Annotated in this window: 10 protein-coding genes; all 10 read left to right on the top strand. The window is 47.5% G+C overall.

Translation table 11 applies throughout. From position 1 onward, the window contains the following. The first annotated feature begins 84 nt into the window (after nt 1-84). The 10 genes from GON05_RS34700 to GON05_RS34655 all read left to right on the top strand — a co-directional run bounded on the left by GON05_RS34700 (nt 85) and on the right by GON05_RS34655 (nt 21,758). The gene (locus GON05_RS34700; RefSeq protein ID WP_309491735.1) at nt 85-1,290 is read left to right on the top strand and encodes a chromate transporter; all 1,206 of its coding nucleotides are present in this window, start codon (nt 85-87) and stop codon (nt 1,288-1,290) included. 173 nt (nt 1,291-1,463) lie between these two features. Continuing rightward, nucleotides 1,464-2,105, top strand: a complete 642-nt coding sequence (locus GON05_RS34695) for a YfbR-like 5'-deoxynucleotidase (RefSeq protein WP_157326082.1) — start codon at nt 1,464-1,466, stop codon at nt 2,103-2,105. A gap of 378 nt (nt 2,106-2,483) precedes the next feature. After that, nucleotides 2,484-3,275, top strand: coding sequence for a sugar phosphate isomerase/epimerase family protein (locus GON05_RS34690; RefSeq protein WP_157326081.1), 792 nt, complete (start codon nt 2,484-2,486; stop codon nt 3,273-3,275). 66 nt (nt 3,276-3,341) lie between these two features. Then, nucleotides 3,342-4,238 carry a glycoside hydrolase family 43 protein gene (locus tag GON05_RS34685; protein ID WP_157326080.1) on the top strand — a complete coding sequence of 299 codons (897 nt, stop codon included), beginning with the start codon at nt 3,342-3,344 and terminating at the stop codon, nt 4,236-4,238. Nucleotides 4,239-4,264: 26 nt separating this feature from the next. Further along, the gene (locus tag GON05_RS34680) at nt 4,265-4,549 is read left to right on the top strand and encodes a chorismate mutase (RefSeq protein ID WP_157326079.1); all 285 of its coding nucleotides are present in this window, start codon (nt 4,265-4,267) and stop codon (nt 4,547-4,549) included. Nucleotides 4,550-5,049: 500 nt separating this feature from the next. Further along, nucleotides 5,050-6,084 carry an S-layer homology domain-containing protein gene (locus tag GON05_RS34675; protein WP_181646059.1) on the top strand — a complete coding sequence of 345 codons (1,035 nt, stop codon included), beginning with the start codon at nt 5,050-5,052 and terminating at the stop codon, nt 6,082-6,084. A gap of 303 nt (nt 6,085-6,387) precedes the next feature. Then, nucleotides 6,388-10,629, top strand: coding sequence for a PA14 domain-containing protein (locus GON05_RS34670; protein ID WP_157326077.1), 4,242 nt, complete (start codon nt 6,388-6,390; stop codon nt 10,627-10,629). A 179-nt stretch (nt 10,630-10,808) separates the two neighbouring features. Then, nucleotides 10,809-11,402 (top strand): TlpA family protein disulfide reductase, encoded by a 594-nt coding sequence (locus GON05_RS34665; RefSeq protein ID WP_157326076.1) that lies wholly within the window; start codon nt 10,809-10,811, stop codon nt 11,400-11,402. Between the two features lie 126 nt (nt 11,403-11,528). After that, entirely contained in the window at nt 11,529-15,869 is a 4,341-nt protein-coding gene (locus tag GON05_RS34660) for a 3-keto-alpha-glucoside-1,2-lyase-like domain-containing protein (protein WP_157326075.1), read from the top strand. Nucleotides 15,870-16,079: 210 nt separating this feature from the next. Further along, entirely contained in the window at nt 16,080-21,758 is a 5,679-nt protein-coding gene (locus GON05_RS34655; RefSeq protein ID WP_157326074.1) for a family 43 glycosylhydrolase, read from the top strand. The last annotated feature ends 405 nt before the right edge of the window (nt 21,759-22,163 follow it).

Genomic DNA, 22,163 nt, shown 5'->3' with positions numbered 1-22,163 from the left:
CGAGCAAAACGGTGGTAATTTATCAATGTTTATCCTTGTTTCCTTTCAAGAAATCGAACGATCTAATCGGAGGTATCACAATTCGTGGAAAAAGATACGATCGCAAAGGAACAGACGCCTATAAGCAAACCACGGGCCCTCCTTGAAATATTGGCTGTGTCCGCGAAGTTAGGCGTAACTTCATTTGGCGGGCCGATTGCGCATCTCGGTTATTTTCATAACGAGTACATACGTCGCCGCAAATGGTTGAATGAGCAGGATTATGCGGATATCGTTGCCCTATGTCAGTTCTTGCCCGGTCCGGCAAGCAGCCAGGTAGGCATAGCCGTTGGGATCGTTCGCGCTGGCATGTTGGGCGGATTGACAGCCTGGCTTGGTTTTACACTGCCATCGGTCATTGCGTTGGTACTGTTTGCTTTACTGCTGCAAGGGTTTGATATTGGCAGCACCGGTTGGATTCATGGCCTCAAAATCGTTGCAGTAGCTATCGTCGTGCAAGCTATTTTGGGCATGGGGCAGAAGCTTGCTCCTGATCGCAATAGAGCAACGATTGCCGTTCTTGTTGCAGCTGTTACCGTCCTGTGGCAGACAGCTATTAGCCAAGTTTTGCTTATAGGCATTGCGGGAATTGTAGGAATGTTTTTGTATAAAAATTCGCCGACATCGAATACGACAAGCCTCTCCATTCCGATTAGCCGAAATGTTGCAATGCTATCCTTGGGTGTTTTCTTTGGACTGCTGATTCTGCCTCCTTCACTTCGGCAAATGGTTCATGTCCAATGGTTGTCCATGTTCGATAGTTTTTACCGGTCAGGATCGCTTGTTTTTGGCGGGGGCCACGTTGTTCTCCCCATGCTGGAAAGAGAAGTCGTCCCGACAGGGTGGGTCAGCAAGTCGGACTTTCTAGCGGGATATGGTGCCGCGCAAGCTGTCCCTGGACCGTTATTCACCTTCGCGGCGTATTTGGGGACGATGATTGGCGGAGTGAAAGGGGCGATTATCGCTACGACAGCTATTTTTCTTCCGGCGTATCTTTTAGTCGTAGGAGCACTGCCTTTCTGGCACACTTTGCGCAAGAGCGCTAAAGTCCAAGGAGCAATAGTTGGTATTAATGCAGCCGTTGTTGGCATTTTGCTTGCTGCGTTATATAACCCCCTTTGGATCACGGCTATCCTAGCTCCCGTAGATTTTGTTTTGGCCATGATTCTGTTTGTGATGCTTGTCTTTTGGAAGCTGCCTCCTTGGGTTGTTGTCATTGCTGGAGCCCTAGGCGGAATGCTGATTAGCTGATTTAAGAGTTAAGCCTGAGCAATCAGGCTTTTTAGCATTTGCAAACTTCCAGACATTTAACTTGATTACGCATTATATTTAATCTAGATTTTACAGGCAGCTTGTAAACTAATTATTGTGAAGACCAAAGATGTAATGGACGAGCTATTCTAACATAATGGGGGGCTGAACGTATGGGAATCCATGCTTATTTTAGGTCTTTAAATGATTTAGAAAGAATTATTCGCTGTCCAGGCAAGTTCAAGTTTGAGGAACACAGTGTCGCGGCTCACTCATGGAAAGTCGTCCAATACGCCAAAACACTCGCAGATATTGAAGAGAAAAACGGCGCTAGCATCGACTGGAAAAAGCTTTACGAAATCACAAGCAGCCATGATTATGGTGAGATATTTATTGGGGATATCAAAACGCCTGTCAAGCACGCATCCCCTGAACTTCGTTTATTGATTCAGAAGGTAGAAGAAGGCATGGTCTATAACTTTATTGAAGAGCAGATTCCTGAGGAGTTTAAAGAGATTTTTCATAATCAGCTTCGTGAGGGCAAAGATCATTCGATTGAAGGTTTAATTTTGGAAGTGGCCGATAAAATGGATCAGGTGTATGAAGCATTTGCTGAACTTAAAAGGGGAAACACGGAGAAGGAATTCATTAAAATGTACCGTGATGCTCTTATCAAAATAAATACGATTTCTTTACATTGCGTTGATTATTTTTTGAAAAATATCCTGCCGGATATGGTGAATGACGAAATTACTTCATCGGTAGATATCAAAAGAATCACAGAAGAAGCTTTATCTTATCGTGATCAGAAGTGAGAAAGTCTTCCCGGCAAAAAAAGGGGGAGTATTTATGTTAATTGCTAGTATTCTCCCCCTCTTACTTCATTCTATTCACCCTCTCATTATTTCAAAGTCCCCATTAACGCTGCTCCCCAATCCGTAAATCTCATCGAGTCATCCCCAAAATATATGAAGCAAATGATTATATTAATGAATAAGGCGCATTCTAAAAGTAACCGTAATGGCTATTGACCGTATACAGGTCCGCGGCGATAAAGACTGCCGCTCTGCTTCGCAATTCATCCCCTTTTCCGCTATGCATTCCCTTCAATTTTTCACCTTTAAAGGTATTTGGCCGGTCAGAGGCGAACTAGTCGATGATCAGCCATTTTTATAATTAATGGAGGGAATACGTTGAAATTACATCTTTTTCACGCGCTATGGGGCATGACAGGTTCGCTTAGTGAGCAGCTGCATCGCGCCAAGCAGCATGGCTACGAGGGAATTGAAGCACCTATGCCAAGTCAAGAGCAGCAAAATGAATTTATTGAGTTGTTAGGCGAACTGCAACTGGCATACATACCTCAGATTTTCACTTCCAATCATCATGAAGAATCCTTTCAAGAGCAAGTTGAGCGGGCGAAGCAATTTTCTCCTGTGCTGATTAACTCTCACAGCGGAAAAGACTATATGTCAGAAGATGAGCAAAATCGCTTTTTCGAACAAGCATTGCGCGTGGAAAAAGCGGCTGGCATTCAAGTTGCTCACGAGACACATCGAGGTCGTGTGATGTTCACTCCGAAAGCTACGGCCAGAGTGCTGAAATTGTTCCCAGATTTGAAAGTCACAGCAGATTTCAGCCATTTCACATGTGTATGCGAATCCATGCTTGGCGATCAGCAAGAGGATCTTGCTCTGATTAAGAGCAGAGCTCTGCATGTTCATGGAAGGGTCGGCTTTGAGGAAGGCCCGCAAGTGCCGCACCCGGCAGCTCCTGAGTATGCCAATCATTTGCAGCAATTCGAGACATGGTGGGATGAAATGTTCCACAACCCAATCATCCCGGCGCAGCCATTTGCAACGTTCACGCCTGAATTCGGCCCGCCAGGATATATGCCGACTTTACCTTTTACACGTCAGCCTGTGGCGGATCTTTTTCAAGTGAACCACTGGATCGCTGAACGTACTCGGAAAACATACGAGTAAGAGGTAGTGGGGGAGTCGCGCTATGCGGCTCTTTTTTAAGTCATAAATACAAGGAGGCTGACGCAGATGCCTGAAATAACAAATCCAATTGTGCCCGGATTTTATGCAGACCCTGAAGCTAGAACCTATGAGGGTAAGCATTGGATTTACGCTACCCGATCCATCACGGAGTATACGAGCCAGATGAATCTGGATGCATTTAGCTCTACGGATTTGATTCATTGGAACAAGCATGAAGCCATACTGGAAATGTCAGATTTCCCATGGGTGTGGAGGGCTGTTTGGGCACCGACGATCATTGAAAATAGGGGGAAATACTACCTCGTATTTGCATCAAACGATATCCAGTCCAATGATGAAATCGGCGGATTGGAAATGGCCGTATCCGACAATCCGGCGGGGCCTTTTAGAGGATATTTGGGAAAACCGCTGATCGATCGTTTCATTCACTCGGCTCAACCGATTGACGCCCATCTTTTTAAAGATGATGACGGTGCCATTTATCTCTATTATGGAGGTTGGGGGCACTGTAATGTTGCGAAAATGAATGAAGACATGACCGGCTTTGTCTCTTTTGAAAATGGGGATACTTTCCTTTCTATCACGCCGGAAGGGTATGTTGAAGGCCCCTGCATGATTAAAAAAGGGGATCTTTATTACTTCATGTGGTCTATGGGAAGTTGGGTGAATGGCACTTATCGGGTGGCTTATGGCGTAAGCGATAGTCCGTTGGGGCCATTTGAGAATAAAGGCACGATTCTTCAAAAACAAGAACCGATTGCCGAAGGACCTGGCCATCACGGTTATTTGTATTTGCCGGAAACAGATGTGTGGATCATTGTATATCATCGTAGAATGATAGGCGATACTGATCCTGGAAGCAGGGTTTTATGTATGGAAAGGCTGCACTTTGAGGATGGCGCAATTGTTCCCGTTACGATGACGGATAAATGGCACACATAGGATTAAATGCGGAGGTATTATAGCAGATGACAAAACTAGACGAACTAAGAAATGGTATAGACGAAGTTGACCAAAAGATCATTGAGCTGCTGGCTCAAAGATTTCAATACACAGAAGAAGTCGGCATTTATAAAGCGGAGAATCACTTGCATTCGCAAGATGTCAGCCGTGAAAATCAACAGTTTCAGAAGATTGCTAAGCTCTCGGCTCAATATGGATTGAACCCTGATTATGCTTCGGAAATTTATAGACGTATCATCGATATCGTCATTTCACGGCACGAAGAATTGCTCAAATCGACATGTAAATAGAGGTAAAAGTGAGCTGCAACCGGACATGGAAAGTTAATTCCTGTGTCCGGTTTTTTACTGTAGATTTGTGCTGCGGCGGTCGGTTTCAGAGCTACACGATATTGTTGGGGAACTACAAGGCGTTATTCTGCTCAAAACAGATGTTTGAGCGAGGGAGAGGGAACTAGGGGCCGCTATTTCTCAGCTTTCGGAGCGAAAACTGGGTTTGGCGGACAAATAAGATCCTGTAGTTCCCTCCAGCACGCCAAACACCGCTTTTTTGCAAAATAAGCGACTGGAGTTCCCTTATTTTGCGCGGGCGGGCGAGGAAGGGGCGGGCAAGGCAGGTCGGGCTGGGCTAGGCAGATCAGGCAGATCAGGTCGGCGCAAAGCTTAACCGGGCAAGACAACGGCTTTTACGCAAAATATCCGAAAATAGCAAATTTACACCTGATAGTCTAAATACATGGATGCCGGATTTTTTTATATTGGAGGTAATGAATGGAAAGGGGCACTCCAACGTGAAAGTAAAAAAAATGATGACAGGAAGTTTATTGACCGTTTTCGCTGCAACGATGATAGTAGGGGGTTCAGCATCAGTTTCAGCAGAGGATACACCCTCGTATACGCTGACAGTTCTTACGGATAAGCCGTCCAAAGGAGAAAATGTGGAGGTTCTCATAAAAGGACATCAGCTAAAAGATGTCTATGCGTATGAAATCAATTTGGATTTCAATCCGAAGCAGCTTAAATTAAAAGAAGCTACGACGGAGATTCCTGGATTCTCGGTTCCTCCCATCGTGAAAGATAACCATATTCAGCTCGCGCACACACGCATAGGCCGAACGAAAGGCGACGATGGCGAACAGATTTTGTACAAGTTAAAGTTTGAAGCGATAGATGAGGGGAAGGCGGAGCTGGCGATCGGCAAGGTCAAATTGGTCGATTCCATTCTAGCAAGCACGGATCAGGACTCGAATGCCAAAGTGGCCGTTGAGATTAACGATTTGTTCCCATTCGATGATCTGGGCGATTTCACATGGGCCAAAACAGCGATTGCCTTCCTAGCTGAGAAGGGGATTGTGAATGGAACGGCTGAGCGCACTTTCAGTCCGGGCCAGCCTGTTACGCGTGCCGATTTTGTGGTTCTTCTGATGAGAGCCTTGGAGGTAAAAGGCGGATCTGGTGAGCGCTTTGACGATGTGCAGCAGGGTGAGTATTTCGATGAGCATTTATCCGCTGCAAGAAGCTTAGGTATTGTAGAAGGTGACGAGTATAATAACTTCCATCCGAGAGAGTCTGTAACTAGAGAGGACATGATGACCCTCACGGCTCGTACCTTAAAAACGCTGAATAAGCTCCCTGCAAGCAAAGGGACATCTTTAGCTGATTCGTTTAACGATACTTCGGAGATTTCGGATTATGCGATACAAAGTGTTACAAATTTAGTGGAGATGGGCTTGGTAGATGGTTATGGCGAGGGCATTCATCCTAAGGAATTTACGAATCGCGCTCAAGCGGCTATGCTGATTTATAAACTGTTGACTACGAAATAATTATCGGCAAAATGACTGTGAAATCGCATCAGGGAGGGGCTTGATTGGCGGGAATGCCTAAGAGCTGCCTCCTTTTTGTCTTTGCGCTTGTTCTTTACATGGCCGCAAGCATCTGAAGCGAAATGGCAAGAAAACGCACAAAAAGGCGGAATAACCTAAATACTTCCTGTCTCTATTGTTACATAATGTATCTGTAATCTTCCAATGAATAGGATGAAAGGAGTTAATATGCAAAATGAGAGGCTAATAGTTTTAAATGCTCTCACCCATTCATCATTTATGTAATCAGGAGGCTGGAATAGGATGAAGTTAAAGAAGACGTTTAATATGCTGCTTATTGCTGCTTGTGCATTCGGTACGATCTCAACGGCTCCGTTGATGACGCTTCAAGCACAAGCTGCGGAAGTGGCGAATGAGCCTGTCGTTCATGGCTTAAAAGGGGAGTACTACACAAGTTCGGGTTCTCCGCAGTTTAACTTTGGCACGTTAAAATCAACCGTACTTGATCCCAATTTGGATTTCGGCAACTTGGAGACGGCATTAGGGATTTTAACCGGGCAGCAGGATAATGTGAATGTACGTTGGAGCGGGTTCATTGAACCGCAGTTTTCCGAAGACTACACGTTCTCCATCATTGGTGACAATGGCTTCCGGCTCTGGATTGACAACAAACTGGTCATCGATCATTGGGTCAACGATTGGGATAAAGAGCAGGTTGCAGCGCCGGTTTCACTGGTTGCAGGGCAAAAATATGCGATTAAGGTTGAATACTTTGAGAATACGGGTGGATCTAACATTCACATGCGTTGGTCAAGTCCATCCACACCGAAATCCGCGATACCAACTGAGGCGCTTACTCCGCCAAGCGGTTTCTCCTATGGGGGCAGCGTAGCCGTCAATGGAGCGACAGCGGAAGTTAAATTAGATAAACCTTTGCAATCGCTTCCAGAGGGATTTGTTAATCATTTCAACGTCAGTGTCATGGGCAGCAACTGGCCGATCGCATCGGCAGCGCTCAAACAAGGCGATAACAGCACCATCGTGGTTACTTTCCAGTACCCGGTGTATTCGAAGGATGTTTGGTTAGTTAAGGCAAGCTATGACGGCCAGGCGGGCCTTGAAGATCAGGATGGCAGAGTCGTTCAAGCATTCGATAAAATGTTGAAAAACGATTCTACATATCAAATCACGACGCCATGGGCAAGCCAAGTAGATAAGGATCATGTCCTTCCGGAATACCCTAGGCCGCAGCTCGTTCGCGATAAATGGCAGAACTTGAACGGAGAATGGCAATTCCAGTCGGCTAAGGTCGGGGAGGCACTGCCAACCGGGCAAACATTGAAGGAGAAAATCGTTGTTCCTTTTGCTGCGGAGTCGGTGCTTTCGGGCATTAAACGCGTAGAAAATCTCATGTGGTATAAGCGTTCATTTACGGTTCCAAATGATTGGAACGGGCAGCGCGTGATGCTGAACTTCGGCGCTTCCGATTATTTGACAACGGTTTATGTCAACGGTGTGAAGGTTGGCGAGCACAAAGGCGGTTATACCTCATTTAGCTTCGATGTCACTGATCAATTAAAAGCAGGCGATAATGAACTAATCGTTCATGTGCTGGATAATACGGATATGGGTGAAGATCAGGCTGTCGGTAAGCAAACGGTGAAAAAACTCGGCGGCATCTGGTACACGTCGGTCTCCGGGATTTGGCAAACGGTTTGGATGGAGCCTGTCGCACCAGCGCATATAGAAAAGTTGGATATGACGCCGGATCTTACGAATCAAACGTTAAAATTAACCGTTCCTGCGGGAGCCGCTAACAATCTCACCGTTGAAGCCATTGCGACGAAGGACGGTCAAGAAGTTGGAAGAATCAGCGGTCCTGCCGGAACGGAGCTGAAAGTGCCAGTTCCAAATCCTAGGTTATGGACGCCGGATGATCCTTTCTTGTACGATTTGCAAGTTCGCTTGAAAAACGGGGATCAAGTTGTCGATCAAGTTAACAGCTATTTCGGGATGAGGGAGATCAAGCTAGGGAAAGTAGACGGCATTACTAGACCGCTGTTGAACGGCAAATTCGTCTTCCAAATGGGGCCGCTGGATCAAGGCTTTTATCCGGACGGCATTTATACAGCACCGACGGAAGATGCTTTGAAATATGATATTCAAACCGTGAAACGAGTCGGTATGAATATGATCCGTAAGCATATTAAAGTAGAGCCGGCTCGCTGGTACTATTGGGCGGATAAGCTGGGCGTCCTCGTTTGGCAGGATATGCCGAGCTTGGAGGATCGCCAAAATAATCATGGCGCGGATATCACACAAGCTGCCAAAACGCAGTGGCTGAAGGAATACAAAGAAATGGTCGACCAGCTTCGCAGTGTGCCATCCATTATTGAATGGACCGTCTTTAATGAAGGCTGGGGCGAATTCGATTGGGGCGGACAGCAGACGAAGGATGCGACCAATTATGTAAAAAGCCTTGACCCGACGCGTTTAATTAACAACGCAAGCGGCTGGCAGGATTCCGGTGCAGGTGACTTGGTTGATATGCATGCTTACCCGGCTCCAAATTCACCGAAGCCAACGGACACACGTGCTGCTGTACTCGGGGAATATGGTGGGCTCGGGTTGCATACACCGGGACATGAATGGAGTCCGCTCGTATTCTCGTATCAAGAGATGAAAAGCAAAAAAGAGATTACGGACAAATACATCGATTACATTAATCAATTGAAAAATCTTAAAGGAAATCCTGGCTTGAGCGCAGCGGTTTATACGCAGATCAGCGACGTCGAATATGAGATTAACGGCTTGCTATCCTATGACCGCAAAGTGGAAAAGCTCGATTTCGACCGGATCGCCAAAGCTCACCGCGAGTTAATCGGCACGGTTACGGCGGGCGATTTGTCCAGCGGCATTCAAGACGCTGAGCTCTTTTTCAGTAAGCTCACCGCAGGTACGAAGCCTGGACAATATCCGCAAGCTGTAGTGGATCATTTCCAAGGTGTCATTCAATCCGCTAAGCAGGTACTTGCCGACAGCAATGCCACTGCGAGCAATTACCAGCAAGCGCTAAATGACCTGAAAGCTGAGAAGGATAGCGTTTTCGCTAGTGTGAACGATCCGCTTCCAAAAGGCTCCACGGTGGATAACTTCGACAGCACTACGCTAAACAGCAATTGGAGTATTTACCGTCAAAATAACGCGAATTGGAGTCTGACGACCAACCCTGGCAAGCTAACGATTCAAACGCTTACAGGCGATAGCTTTGGCAATTCTAATGCGCTGAAAAATGCCTTCTTGCAAAACGCGCCTAACGGCGATTTTGTCATCACAACGAAGGTTGATGCGCAGGTAAGGAAGAACTACCAGCAAGCTGGGCTGCTCGTTTGGCAGGACGAAGATAACTATGTGAAGTTTGGGCATGTGTGGGATACAGACGGCGCAACAGGGAAATCCCTGGAATCCGCCTTCGAGAAAAATGCCACATACACCAAAGCCGGGCATATGGCGACACATCCAGGTTACGATACATCGTACCTGCAAATCCGTAAGGTAGGTAATGTTTATACGACCTATTATTGGGATGGTTCCAGCTGGAAGCAGGCTGCAGACCCTGTTACGGTTCAATTATCGAATCTCAAAGTAGGATTCTATGCATTCTCCGCAACTGACGGGACGTCCATCCCAGCTAAGTTCGATTACTTCTCGGCTGGCCCGATTGTGAATGATCCTACGGCGTCGTTAACTGGACCTGCATCGGTCACAAGCGAGCAATCGTTTGATTCGACACTTGGCCTAAACAGTGTCACACAAAGTGTGTATGCGGGAGATGTAAGCGTTACGTATGACGCGAATCAACTCGAATTTGTATCTGCAGAAAGCGTGAAAAGCGGTTTAGAGCTTCTTGATAAGAAAGTAACACCGGGTTCTGTCCGTTTCATTACCGTAAATGTGAGCGGTACGAGTATTAACGGCGATTTGCTGAAGCTTCATTGGAAGGCGAAGACGACTGGTGAGGATATCACCAGCACGATTACACTTTCTAATCTTGTATTGGCGAACGGTGAAGGCGTAGAAACGGCTGTAGATGGTACCACGCAAAGCATTCGCATACTTGCTAATGTCGATAAAACAGCGTTGAACTCTCTTATCGCTACTGCGCAAAGCAAGCATGACGGTGCGACGGAAGGTACAGCCGTTGGTCAGTATCCTGCTGGCGCCAAAGCGCTGTTGCAAGCGGCTATCGACAAAGCTGCGTTGGTTGCTAACGACGCGAATGCGACGAATGCGCAGGTTGCACAAGCGGTTACTGAACTGAATGGAGCGTTGCAAGCCTTTAACCAGTCGGTTGTTACTGGTAATTCCGGTGACACGAATGGCGACGGCAAGTACTCAATCGGCGATCTGGCTATTGTTGCCGCTGCTTATGGCAAAACGTCGAAAGACGCAGATTGGGATCTTTATAAACAAGCAGATATCAATAACGATGGTTTTGTAGATCTTAAAGACTTGGCAATGTTGGCACAAAGAATTTTAGAATAAACGGATAGGAAAGTCGCCTAACTTCAGGATTTATTGGGGTTGGGCGACTTTTTTTGCGCCATAAAATGCCTTGTCCTGAACTTTTGTCAGAATCGCGCAAAGTTTCGCCTAATCGCGTAAAGACGCCCTTTTTTCACATGGATATAATCAGGGTAAACAACGTTCAGGGAGAGGTTCACATGAAAAAGATGATCAGTGTGCTAGTTGGCATTCTACTGCTAAGCTGCTTGCCATTGTATCTGCATTTCGCACACAAAAGTACGGAACCTGATTCAGGCGGCGACGGGCAGCGTTTGGATGTCCACAAGCTGGAGAGCATCGTGAATTTGGCAAGCTCAGGGGAGAAGGCAGGCACCAATGATGTCAAAGCGCCTTCTTTTACCTTAAAAGCACTGGACGGTTCGTATCATACGATTGGGGGCAAACGGGAGAAGCCGGTTGTCATCCATTTCTGGGCCAGCTGGTGTGAAGCCTGCTCAGTTGAGGTGGCCACGCTGCGTAAACTGTATGGACAGTACAAGGATCAAGTTGATTTTCTGGGCATCAACGTATCCACCGAAGAAAAGCCGGAAAATATTGAGAAGTTCGTCAAGCAGAACAATCTCAAGTATCCAATCCTGCTGGATGAGCATAGACATGCCGCTGATTTGTACCAGCTCCATGCGCTGCCGACTGTTTTTCTAATCGATAAAAACGGCTATGTTATGGATACATTTCACATGGTAGATCCGCTGGAACTGGAAGAAAAGATCAAGCATCTTGCGGAGCCTTAACAGCTTTCGACTTTATGGAAAGGAGGAGACAGCTTGACGGCTGGCAATTTACGACTTACATAACAACGTGGCTGTGTCTAAGTACAAGGGGTAAGATTTGATTTATTTTAGGAAAAGAGGTGTCCTATGTTAAAAGGAAAAACGGTAATCGTCCAATTGCTTATTTTTGCTTTATATTTGACCATGTTATCTCCTTATCCGGTGCAAGCAGCGGAAGTGGAAAAAATACCTAGCTATTTTGCAGATCATTTCGATAAAATGAAGATAAACGATACATGGAATGCTATTGAAGGCCCATGGTCCATTGATGCTGGCAGGCTGTCGGTAACGAAAGGCCAAGGCTATAAGGCGATCTCCAACAAGGATGACATGAGTGACTTTACGATAGAGTCAGACATTCGTGTGGCTGATCGTAACGGAGACGCCGGCCTTTTATTCCGAACCGTGAGCGCAACACCAGGCGCTGATAATGTGCGTGGTTATTATGCTGGGCTTAGCGCGACCGGAACAGGAGCGGTTATGCTTGGTCGCATGAGCAACAATTGGACGGAATTGAAGCGTTCCAATGTAACCATCAATCCAAATACGGATTATCGTTTGAAAGTTTCTGCAGTAGGCAGCCAAATCAACGTTTATGTCAATGATGTGTTAGTTTTGCAGCAAACTGACAGCACGTACACACAAGGTAGTGTTGGCGTTAGAATGTACAATTCAACGCCATCGTACGACAATATTGTAGTGAAATCCGTGGGAGGCGATACGTTGTTATCGGATAACTTCGATACGCCGGCAGAACAAACGATTGAGCATTGGAATGTGGTGGATGGAAACTGGAAATTGCAATCCGGAGCCATTACGGTCAATAAAGGTGACGGTTACAAAATGCTGGCTCAGGACGCTGAATTCCAGGATATGACGCTGGAAAGCGATATCAAACTGCCGAGCGATACAGGTACAGGAGATGCAGGACTGCTCTTTAAGACACAAAGCGCAACACCTGGGGCCGATAATGTGAAGGGCTACTACGCCGGGTTAAGCGGTGATGGCAAGGTTACACTTGGCCGCATGAACAATAACTGGACCCCGCTGAAGCAGGTCAAAGTGTTCGATACGATCGATTCGAATCGTTACTATCACATGAAGGTCGTCACGTATCAGAATGATATTAAAGTGTATGTAAACGATTCCCAAAAACCCGTCCTTACCTTCACGGACGACAGCCCGCAGAAATATACGAAAGGCGGAATCGGTTTACGAAGTTACCGTGCACAGGCGAGCTACGATAATGTCATCGCAAGCGAATATGTGGTGCCGGACAAAGAGTTCACCTCCCCTGTAGCGAACAAGGATCCGCTAGTGCAAACGCCTTTTATTCCGCTGCCGCTTGGTTCAGTTGAAGCCAAAGGCTGGCTGCTGAAGCAGCTTGAACTTCAGCGCGACGGGGCTACAGGATATGCTGAGGATTTATACGGAGAACTCAGTACGAACGCTGCTTGGCTTGGCGGCACAGCGCCGGATTCGGACTGGGAGCGTCCTGTCTATTATTTGAAGGGACTAGTGCCTCTAGCTTACACGCTGAAAGATCCGAACTTAATTGCCAAATCCCAAAAATGGATTGAAGCCATCTTGGCGAGCCAGCAAGCGGACGGTTCCTTTGGTCCCAAAAGCAGCGATGATTGGTGGCCACGCATGGTCGCGCTCTATGTCATGAAGGATTACTATGAAGCTACGAATGATGCTCGTGTGCTTACGTTCATGACGAACTATTTCCACTACCAAGCCGCTCAATTACCAGCTCGACCACTCAGAGATTGGGGTAAAGTGCGTGTAGGCGATAATATTGATACGGTACTTTGGTTGTACAACCGGACGGATGACGCTTTCTTATTGCAGTTGGCTGATACACTGGCCGGACAAGGGTATCCGATCACGGATACGTTTACGAACGACGGTTTCCAGAATTTCGGCAATGACTTCCAACCGACTCATTCCGTTAACGTGAATGAAGCGATTAAAATGCCGGCTATTTATTATCAAAGATCACATGACAATGTGGATCGTGATGCGTTCCAAGCAGGCGTTGAGAATTTGACCAAGCATGCACAAATTACGGGAATGCCATCCGGTACAGAGATGTTGGCCGGTATTGCATCTACGCAGGGCGTAGAGCTCTGTGCAATTACCGAGCGGATGCAAAGTAATGAAGAGGCGGCCATGATTCTCGGGGATCCTCACATTGGCGATGCACTTGAGAAAATTGCCTTCAATTCATTGCCAGGCGCGATGGATAAGGATTTGAAGCTTCATCAGTATTATTCATTGCCAAATCAGGTCGAAAGCAATATTGCCGATCATGGCTTCAAACAAAACTATGATAACGGGATGATGCCTTCCCCGACTTCCGGTTTCCCTTGCTGCCGTTTTAATATGCATATGGGTTGGCCGTATTTTGTGAAAAATATGTGGGCAGCTACGAATGACGGTGGACTTGGCGTTATTGCTTACGGGCCAAGCCGCGTTTCGACCAAGATTAAGAATGCCAATGTAACGGTAGAAGAAACTACGAACTATCCGTTTGAAGATCAAATCGGATTTGAAGTGAACACGTCACAATCCGTAAGTTTTCCACTCAAGCTAAGAATTCCGGCATGGGCGGATCAACCGACGGTTACGGTGAACGGCCAAGCTCAGCCGATTGTGAAAGCGGGAGAATATCTGACGATCGACAGAACATGGGCGACAGGTGATCGTGTTGTTTTGACAGTGCCGATGAAGTTGAAAACATCGACGTGGGTTAACAACTCCGTCGGGATCGAACGTGGTCCACTCGTGTTCTCTCTTCAAGTGGAAGAAGATTGGCAAGTACAATCGAATCCGATTGCGGCCGTGCCTGGATTTAATAGCACAGCGCTTGGGTTCAGCCAGTTCCGTGTGCTTTCCAAAACACCATGGAACTACGGGTTATTGATTGACCGTGAACATCCGGAAGAATCCATTGAGGTTGTGCAAGGGCCAATGCCTGAGAATCCTTTCATCCAGGCGACAAGTCCAGTCAAGCTCATTGCCAAAGCGAAGAAAATTCCTGCATGGGGCAAATCGGCCAACAATGTAGAAGCCTCCGAACCGCCAATCGGGCCGCTGCTTTCGGCAGAGCCGACGGAGAACATTACGCTGGTTCCATATGGGGCGGAGAACTTGCGGGTCAGTTACTTCCCGGAGGTAACCGAGAATCCGGACGCCGTCGCTTCCATTAAATATGAGGCTGAGCAAGCTGAGTTGTTCAGAGCGAAAGTGAATACAAACAACAATTATGCATCCGGTAAAAGCTATGTAGGTGAAATTGACTATGCGGATAGCTATGTGAAGTTTGGGGATATTCAGGCCGCAGCAGCCGGTACGTATACGGTTGATGTCTGGTTTGCCAATGGCAGTGATTTTACAGCTGCGACAGGTAAAATGCTCGTGAACGGCAAGGAACAGTCGTTCAAGCTCCAAGGTACTCAAAACTGGGGCAGGTTTATGGCGATCCCTGTGAAAGTCGAGCTGAACGAGGGCTCCAACACGATCACGTTCATGAAAGGCACCGGTTTCTATGAGTTGGATTATATTGTCGTTAGACCGCTGCAAGCCGCTGTAACCGAACCATCTACTCCAGCTTCTGCGACCTTGACGGGACCTGCCGAAGTTCAGGCGAGTGATCCGTTTGACGTTGAACTTGGGTTCACAAGTGTTACTGAGCGTGTGTATGCCGAGGATTTGAACATCAGCTACGACCCTAATCTAGTGGAATATGTAGGTGTAGATGAGCTGAAGGAAGGATTTAAGGTTGTAGATCAATTACAAACTCCTGGTAAGGTACGTATCATTATGGTTAATTTGGGAGCAGGTAATATCAATGATCACTTGCTGAAGCTGAAGTGGAAAGCCAAATCCATTACCCAACCGAGCAGCACGAACATCACGTTAACGAAAGCTGTTATAGCTGATGCCAACGGCGTAGAAACACAGCTGGATAGTGTTACGCACAGCTTGCAAATCGCTACCGTCGTTGACAAGGCAGCTTTGAACAATTTGATTGCTCAGGCACAAGATAAGCATCAAACCGCAACCGAAGGCTCAAGTCCAGGAAACTATCCTGCTGGCTCGAAGGCTGCTCTCTGGTCTGCGATTAGTCAAGCCAAAGCCGTCGCTGATAATACGGCATCGACACAAGGTGAAGTCGAGCAAGCGATCGTGGCATTGCGTGAAGCTTTGAACAGCTTCTTGAATTCAGTCATAACGGCCAGCCCTGGTGATACGAATGGAGACGGCAAATATTCCATCGCGGATCTAGGCATATTAGCGGCCGCCTACGGGAAGTCTTCCAAGGATGCGGATTGGGAGAAGTACAAACCATTTGATTTGTTTAACGATGATCAAATTGACATTAAAGATTTAGCGATCATGGCACAAAAAATTCTGCAATAGGCGTAACAGGGGACGTTCCGGACGGATCACGAGGTGGATCTGTGCGGAGCGTCTTTCTTTTAACCGGATGGATGGATTACGCTGAATCGGATTCTTGTCTGAAAAGTATAAAGGAAAACCAAATAATCTAAATACAAAAAGTGCTGTATCCTTCATGATGAAGATAACCACAGCATGGTTACATAGGTGATTTAAGGGGGAGGATTTCGTTTGAACAGAGTATTTGCTTTTCAACACAAACAGATTCGACAAGTATGGGCGTATATGCTGCTCTTGTGCATGGCAGTCACGTATTTGCCGGTTGCCTCGGTTTCGGCGGCGGCAGGAGATCCATTGCCTGTATTTCGAGAGGATTTCAGCGATGGCAATGCAGATGGCTGGACAACCTATGGGTCGGCGGATGCCGGGAACAGAGGGAGTTGGACGGTTAATGCGGCCAAGCAGTATAAATCGACTGGCGCACCTGGCTTAAAGACGGTGTATGAAAGCACAAATTTTAAAGATCTGGTCTATGAAGCGGATCTTCAAGTTTCTGGGATCAATGATGATCAATCGGGGCTTTTGTTCCGGGTCACAACGCCAACAGGTAACGTGCCGGATGGGTACAATGGTTACTTCGCCGCACTGCGTGTGGACAAGACACTTATGCTTTCGAGGGTAACCGGGGCGGGTGGCAATGAATATAAGGAATTGCAGAAAGTGCCGTATCCTTATGCGAGCGGTCATATGAAAGTAGTCGCGGTAGGCAATCACATTCAGATCTTCGTTGAGGATATGAATACCCCTAAGATTGATTTTATCGATACCGACGGTAAGCAGATTACATCCTCCGGTTCGATTGGTCTTCGAACATGGTGGGGTGGGGCGACCTTCGATAATCTTGAAGCCAAAGAGTATAGCGCTGCAGCGACATTTGCGCCTGAGTTTAGCGTAACGTCCGGGGTTTACGACAGTGCGCAGCACGTTGCCATGACTTCGGCGACAGACGGGGCGACGATTCGGTACACGCTTGACGGCACACTGCCGAATGCGACTTCTCCCATCTACACGTCACCGATTGGGGTAACATCGGATACGATCCTTAAAGCCTATGCGGAAAAAGCAGGGGAAATGGTCTCGGATGTGGTGACAGCCTCGTATATCATTGCGCAGAGTGAGCAAGTCTTCACGGATGATTTCAGCGATGGCGTTGCGGACGGCTGGACGAATTATATGGGTGCGGCAGTAGGTACCCCGACATCCTGGTCAGTAACACAAGGCGTTTACAGCTATATGGCTGTGAATCCAAGAGGTGCAAAGTCGGTCGTGGATGCGGTTTATCAAAATTTTGTGTTTGAAGTGGATGTGAATCCGCAGGACGCGATTACGAATAATAGCGGAGTTATTTTCCGGGCGACGGGGCCGGCTGACGGCGTAGATAAAGTTAATGCGTACTACGCAGGCATGAACGCTGCCGGAAAGCTTGAAGTCGGCAAAATGAGCACAGCGGGCGCATCCGGCACCTGGACGGAAATCGCGTCAACGGTTGTGAGCGGTGTCAACCCGAATGCCTACAATCATCTGAAAGTGATTGGTGTTGGGACGCATTTTTACATCTATGTGAATGATAAGCTTGCATTTGATTTTACAGACGCAACGTACGCATCAGGTACTGTTGGGCTGAGAGCTTGGAACGATGATAAAGCGGTTACCTACGACAATGTTTCGCTGCAGCGTTTGACGGCGGTTGTGCTGCCAGTTGCAGCACCGGTCATTAGTCCAGCATCGGGTACGTTCCCTAATACGCAAATCGTCACATTGACGAGCTCGACCGCAGGTGCCGATATCCACTTCACTTTAGACGGCAGTTTCCCTACAGCTGCATCGCCTGTTTACAGTGGACCTATCACTTTGACGGCAACAACGACGGTGAAAGCTTACGCGACCAAAAGCGGCATGCTCGATTCAGCGGTGCAAAGCGCTACGTTTACGTTAGTCAGCCGTACGTTCTCGGATGATTTCAACGACGACAATGCGAACGGCTGGAAGACGTACCAAGGCACATGGAATGTATCCGGCAAAGCTTATCAAATAACAGATAAAGGTCCTGGCTACAAATCCGTCGTAGATGGCACTTCGTTCAGCAATTTTGAATACGAAGCGGACATCACAATGAAAGACGGCGTAAATAACGATAACGCGGGTTTAATCTTCCGTGTTACGGATCCTAGTAATGGCGGAGATAATTTAAAAGGCTATTATGCAGGAATCACTTCGAATGGCCGTGTTCAATTGGGTAAATTCAACAACAACTGGAAAGAACTTGCCTCCATTTTATATCCGATCCAGCAAAATAGAGCCTATCATATGAAGGTGACGGCAGTAGGCAGCCATATCGATATTTATATCGATGGTGAGCATATCGTAAGCGCGGTAGATACTTCTTATACGACGGGAGCTATCGGTGTCAGAGCACACTATGTTGCGACCAGCTATGACAATCTATTTGTCAAAGACTTGGGCGAAGCTCAGATGCCAACCTATGACTGGTCTTGGGTAAAAGGCGCAGTATTCGTGCCAACGAATGTGGTGAACCAGATTCAACAATGGAATGAATATGATCATGACATCAACGATCGTGAATTAGGATATGCGCAAATGTATGGCATCAATTTTGTGCGGGTTTTCGTACATAACTTGTTGTGGAAAGATAACAGCGCCAAGCTGCTTGCTAATCTGGAAGATTTCTTGGCCCTTGCCGACAAACACGGCATTAAGGTCGAGCTTGCTTTCTTCGACGATTGTTGGGATGACTATCCGGTCATGGGGCCTCAGTTGCCACCTAGATACGGTGCGCATAACAGCCGTTGGGTAGAAGGCCCGGGAGATACGGTGAAAGCGAACTATGAGGCTAACAAGCAAGATTTGAAGGAGTACGTACGAGGCATCGTAACAGCGCATAAAAACGATCCGAGAATTGCTTTCTGGAACATTTATAATGAACCAAGCAATGGCGAGACCGGTCCTATGGATCAAATCACGAAGCAAATTATGAACGATGCGCGGATTTGGATCAAAGAAATCGACACCGTGCACCCGGTTTCTTCAACAGCCGGCCAATTTAGCGGTGAAGCTACTTCGGACTTCATTACTTGGCATCCCTATGAGGCGGACTATCCGACTCCTTACGGGGTCAGCAAGGGAATTCTTGCGGATGAAGCCATGAACCGATCGACACAAACCGTTCCGGGCATCGTGGAACACTATGGGAATAAAGGCATTGGCTACGTCATGTGGGAGTTCGGTATTGGCCGGGATAACACACGTTTCCCTTGGGGATCCGACACGAATCCGATGACTTCGGAGCCGACGATGCCTTTCCATGGAATCGCATATCCGGATGGACATCCTTGGGATGTCAATGATATTAAAGCGCTGACAGGTGCTGCTTTTGACACGCTGCCCCTTTTCAACGTGAACTATTACAAAGATGATCAATTCACATCGTTGGCCAAATCTTCCATCACGCCAAAAATTGATTTTGACCTTGGGGATGAGAAGGGGACAGGAGCTTCCGATCCAAGCGTAGGCATTGGCGAAGACCATTTTTCAACACGATGGATGGGGACGGTGCAACCTGCGAATACAGGAACGCACACGATCTACGTTGATAGCGACAACATCGCTAGAGTATGGATTGGCGAGACACTGGTCGTTAATAAAACAAGCGGTACAAGAGAAGAAAAAACCGGGACGATTACCTTAACTGCCGGGCAACAGTACCCGATTAAAGTCGAGTATGTGCATGCAACGGGCGACGCAAGCTTACATGTGAAATGGTCGCACGCGAATTTGATTAAACAAGCCTTAACACCTGTTTACTCAGGCAAAAGTGTTCAGTCTGTTACTTTGGACGCAGCAACATTGACTGTAAAAGTGGACGAGACAAAAAAACTGACCGCTACGATTGCGCCTGAAGACGCTTCTAGCCTGCAGTTGACGTGGAGCTCCAGCCACACAGGTACGGTGAGAGTTGACAACAACGGATACGTGAAAGGGATTAACAAAGGAACAGCGACCATTACGGTTACGGCAGCGGGAGGGATTAGCGCTTCAGCCGTGGTGACGGTTACGGATAGCGGTACGTTCAGTAACCCGATCGTACCTGTCTCCAGCGGTGCGGGTTCGGCAGATCCGAGCGTTGTATTTAAGGATGGCTACTATTATTATGTAAAATCGGAGAATGACGGTTCGATTCAAGTGGCGAAAACCAAGCGCCTGCAAGATATTGGAATCGCGCCTCGCGTAACGGTCTATACTCCGCCTGCCGGACAAATGTATTCGAAGGAACTATGGGCGCCTGAAATTCAGTATTTGAGTGGGAAATGGTACATCTATTTCGCAGCGGATGATGGGAACAATAATAATCACCGAATGTATGTAATCGAAGGCGATTCGCAAGACGCGCAAGGGACTTATACAATGAAAGGAAAGATTGCAGATGCCACAGACAAATGGGCTATTGACGGCACGGTCTTAACGAAAAGCGACAACTCCATGTACTTCGTATGGTCTGGCTGGGAAGGCGACACCAATGTCAGTCAAAATTTATATATCGCTCCAATGAGCAATCCTTGGACAATTAGCGGACCTAGAGTTCGGGTGTCTACGCCTGATCAGGCTTGGGAGCTGAAAGGCACACCGCCAAGCATTAATGAAGCTCCGGAAGTTTTGATGAAAGATGATAAAATTTTTATCGTCTATTCGGCAAGCGGCAGTTGGACGGATGATTATACGTTAGGCATGTTGACGAATACGGATGGCGATGTGTTGAATCCTGCTTCTTGGACGAAGTCGGGTCCTGTATTCAGTAAAACTCCGGGGGCCTTCGGTCCTGGACATAACAGTTTCACCAAGTCCCCGGATGGTACGGAGGATTGGATCGTGTACCACGCTGATCTGAAATCTGGCGGAAGCTGGGGCAATCGAAGCGTACGTGCGCAAAAATTCACCTGGAACCAAGATGGCACGCCAAACTTTGGCACACCGTTGGCGTATGGCGCGTTGGTTCAAGAACCATCCGGTACGCCGTCTGTCTCTCTGTACAGCTATGAGGCAGAGGACGCTGTTCTTGGCGGAAATGCAAGAGTCAATAGCTCGGACGATGCTTCCGGCGGCAAAGTGGTCGGTTATGTAGACACAGCTGGCAGTGACTATATCTTATTTAACGTCAACGTAGAAGAAGCGGGTACGTACACCATGACGGTTATGGCTTCTAACGGAACGGGTGGCACCGTCATTTCCCAGCACGATGTTTTTGTCAACAATGGCGCTAATCAAGTCATTGATTACAAACAGTTCGGCTGGGGACGTTACAATCCGTCTTCCATAACGGTAACGTTGAATCAAGGATTAAACACGATTAAGTTGACTAAAAAGACGAACTTTGCTGAAGTCGACAGGCTTATTCTTGAGCTTAAGGAAGCGGCAAATCCAACGGGGAACAGAGCTGCTCTCTTGGCAGCGATTGCATCAGCGCAAACGAAGCATGATCAAGCTGTTGAAGCTGCGCAAGATGGCTTCTATACGGCAGGCGCCAAAGCGGCCTTGCAAGGAGCCATCGATCAAGCAGCGCTTGTTGCAGGCAATGGTGCTTCAACAGAGGAGCAGCTGATTGCAGCCGTTAACATGCTGGCAGAGGCGGTTACGGCCTTTGAAGCGAAGAAGATTAATGCCGACCTTAATTCGGGAGGCTTTAGCGTGGGCGATTTAGCGATCGTTGCGGCAGCTTATGGCAAGAAGCAAGGCGATGCGGATTGGGACACAGTAGGCAAGAAAGCAGACGTCAACATGGATAACAAAGTCGATATCGCAGATCTTGTCATTGTTGCGAGAGCGATCATGCAATAAACAAAAGTCCGGCCATTCACTTGGTCGGATTTTTTGTATTTGGCGGCGGGAGGTGGGTGCTTGGCAGCATGCTGGGGAACTATGGTCCTCTATTTGGACTAAATATTGTGAGTTGTTGCGGTAGTGGGAACTACGGTCCGCTATTTTGTCCTAATTGGTTGCAGTGGGGCTCCATCGACCCAACAGAGCCCTGTAGTTCCCCTCCAGCGTTAAATCCGCCTATTTTAGCCGGAATAACGCCCTGTAGTTCCGTTTGGTGGGGGAGGGAGGCCAGGCGAAGTGTTGAGGAACTTTAGTTCCGTTTGTCAGGAGGAGGGAGGCCGGTCGAAGTGTTGAGGAACTGTAGTTCCGTTTGTCGGGAGGAGGCCGGGCAAAGTTCTGAGGAACTGTGGTCCGCTCGTTGTG

The organism is Paenibacillus anseongensis (genome assembly GCF_009757995.1).
GTDB classification, from domain to species: domain Bacteria; phylum Bacillota; class Bacilli; order Paenibacillales; family NBRC-103111; genus Paenibacillus_E; species Paenibacillus_E chondroitinus.
This window is presented reverse-complemented; position numbering and strand designations above follow the sequence as displayed.

Coding starts and splice junctions, on each gene's coding strand:
- GON05_RS34685 (WP_157326080.1), top strand. CDS start 3,342: ATGCCTGAAATAACAAATCCAATTGTGCCCGGATTTTATGCAGACCCT.
- GON05_RS34680 (WP_157326079.1), top strand. CDS start 4,265: ATGACAAAACTAGACGAACTAAGAAATGGTATAGACGAAGTTGACCAA.
- GON05_RS34695 (WP_157326082.1), top strand. CDS start 1,464: ATGGGAATCCATGCTTATTTTAGGTCTTTAAATGATTTAGAAAGAATT.
- GON05_RS34670 (WP_157326077.1), top strand. CDS start 6,388: ATGAAGTTAAAGAAGACGTTTAATATGCTGCTTATTGCTGCTTGTGCA.
- GON05_RS34665 (WP_157326076.1), top strand. CDS start 10,809: ATGAAAAAGATGATCAGTGTGCTAGTTGGCATTCTACTGCTAAGCTGC.
- GON05_RS34660 (WP_157326075.1), top strand. CDS start 11,529: ATGTTAAAAGGAAAAACGGTAATCGTCCAATTGCTTATTTTTGCTTTA.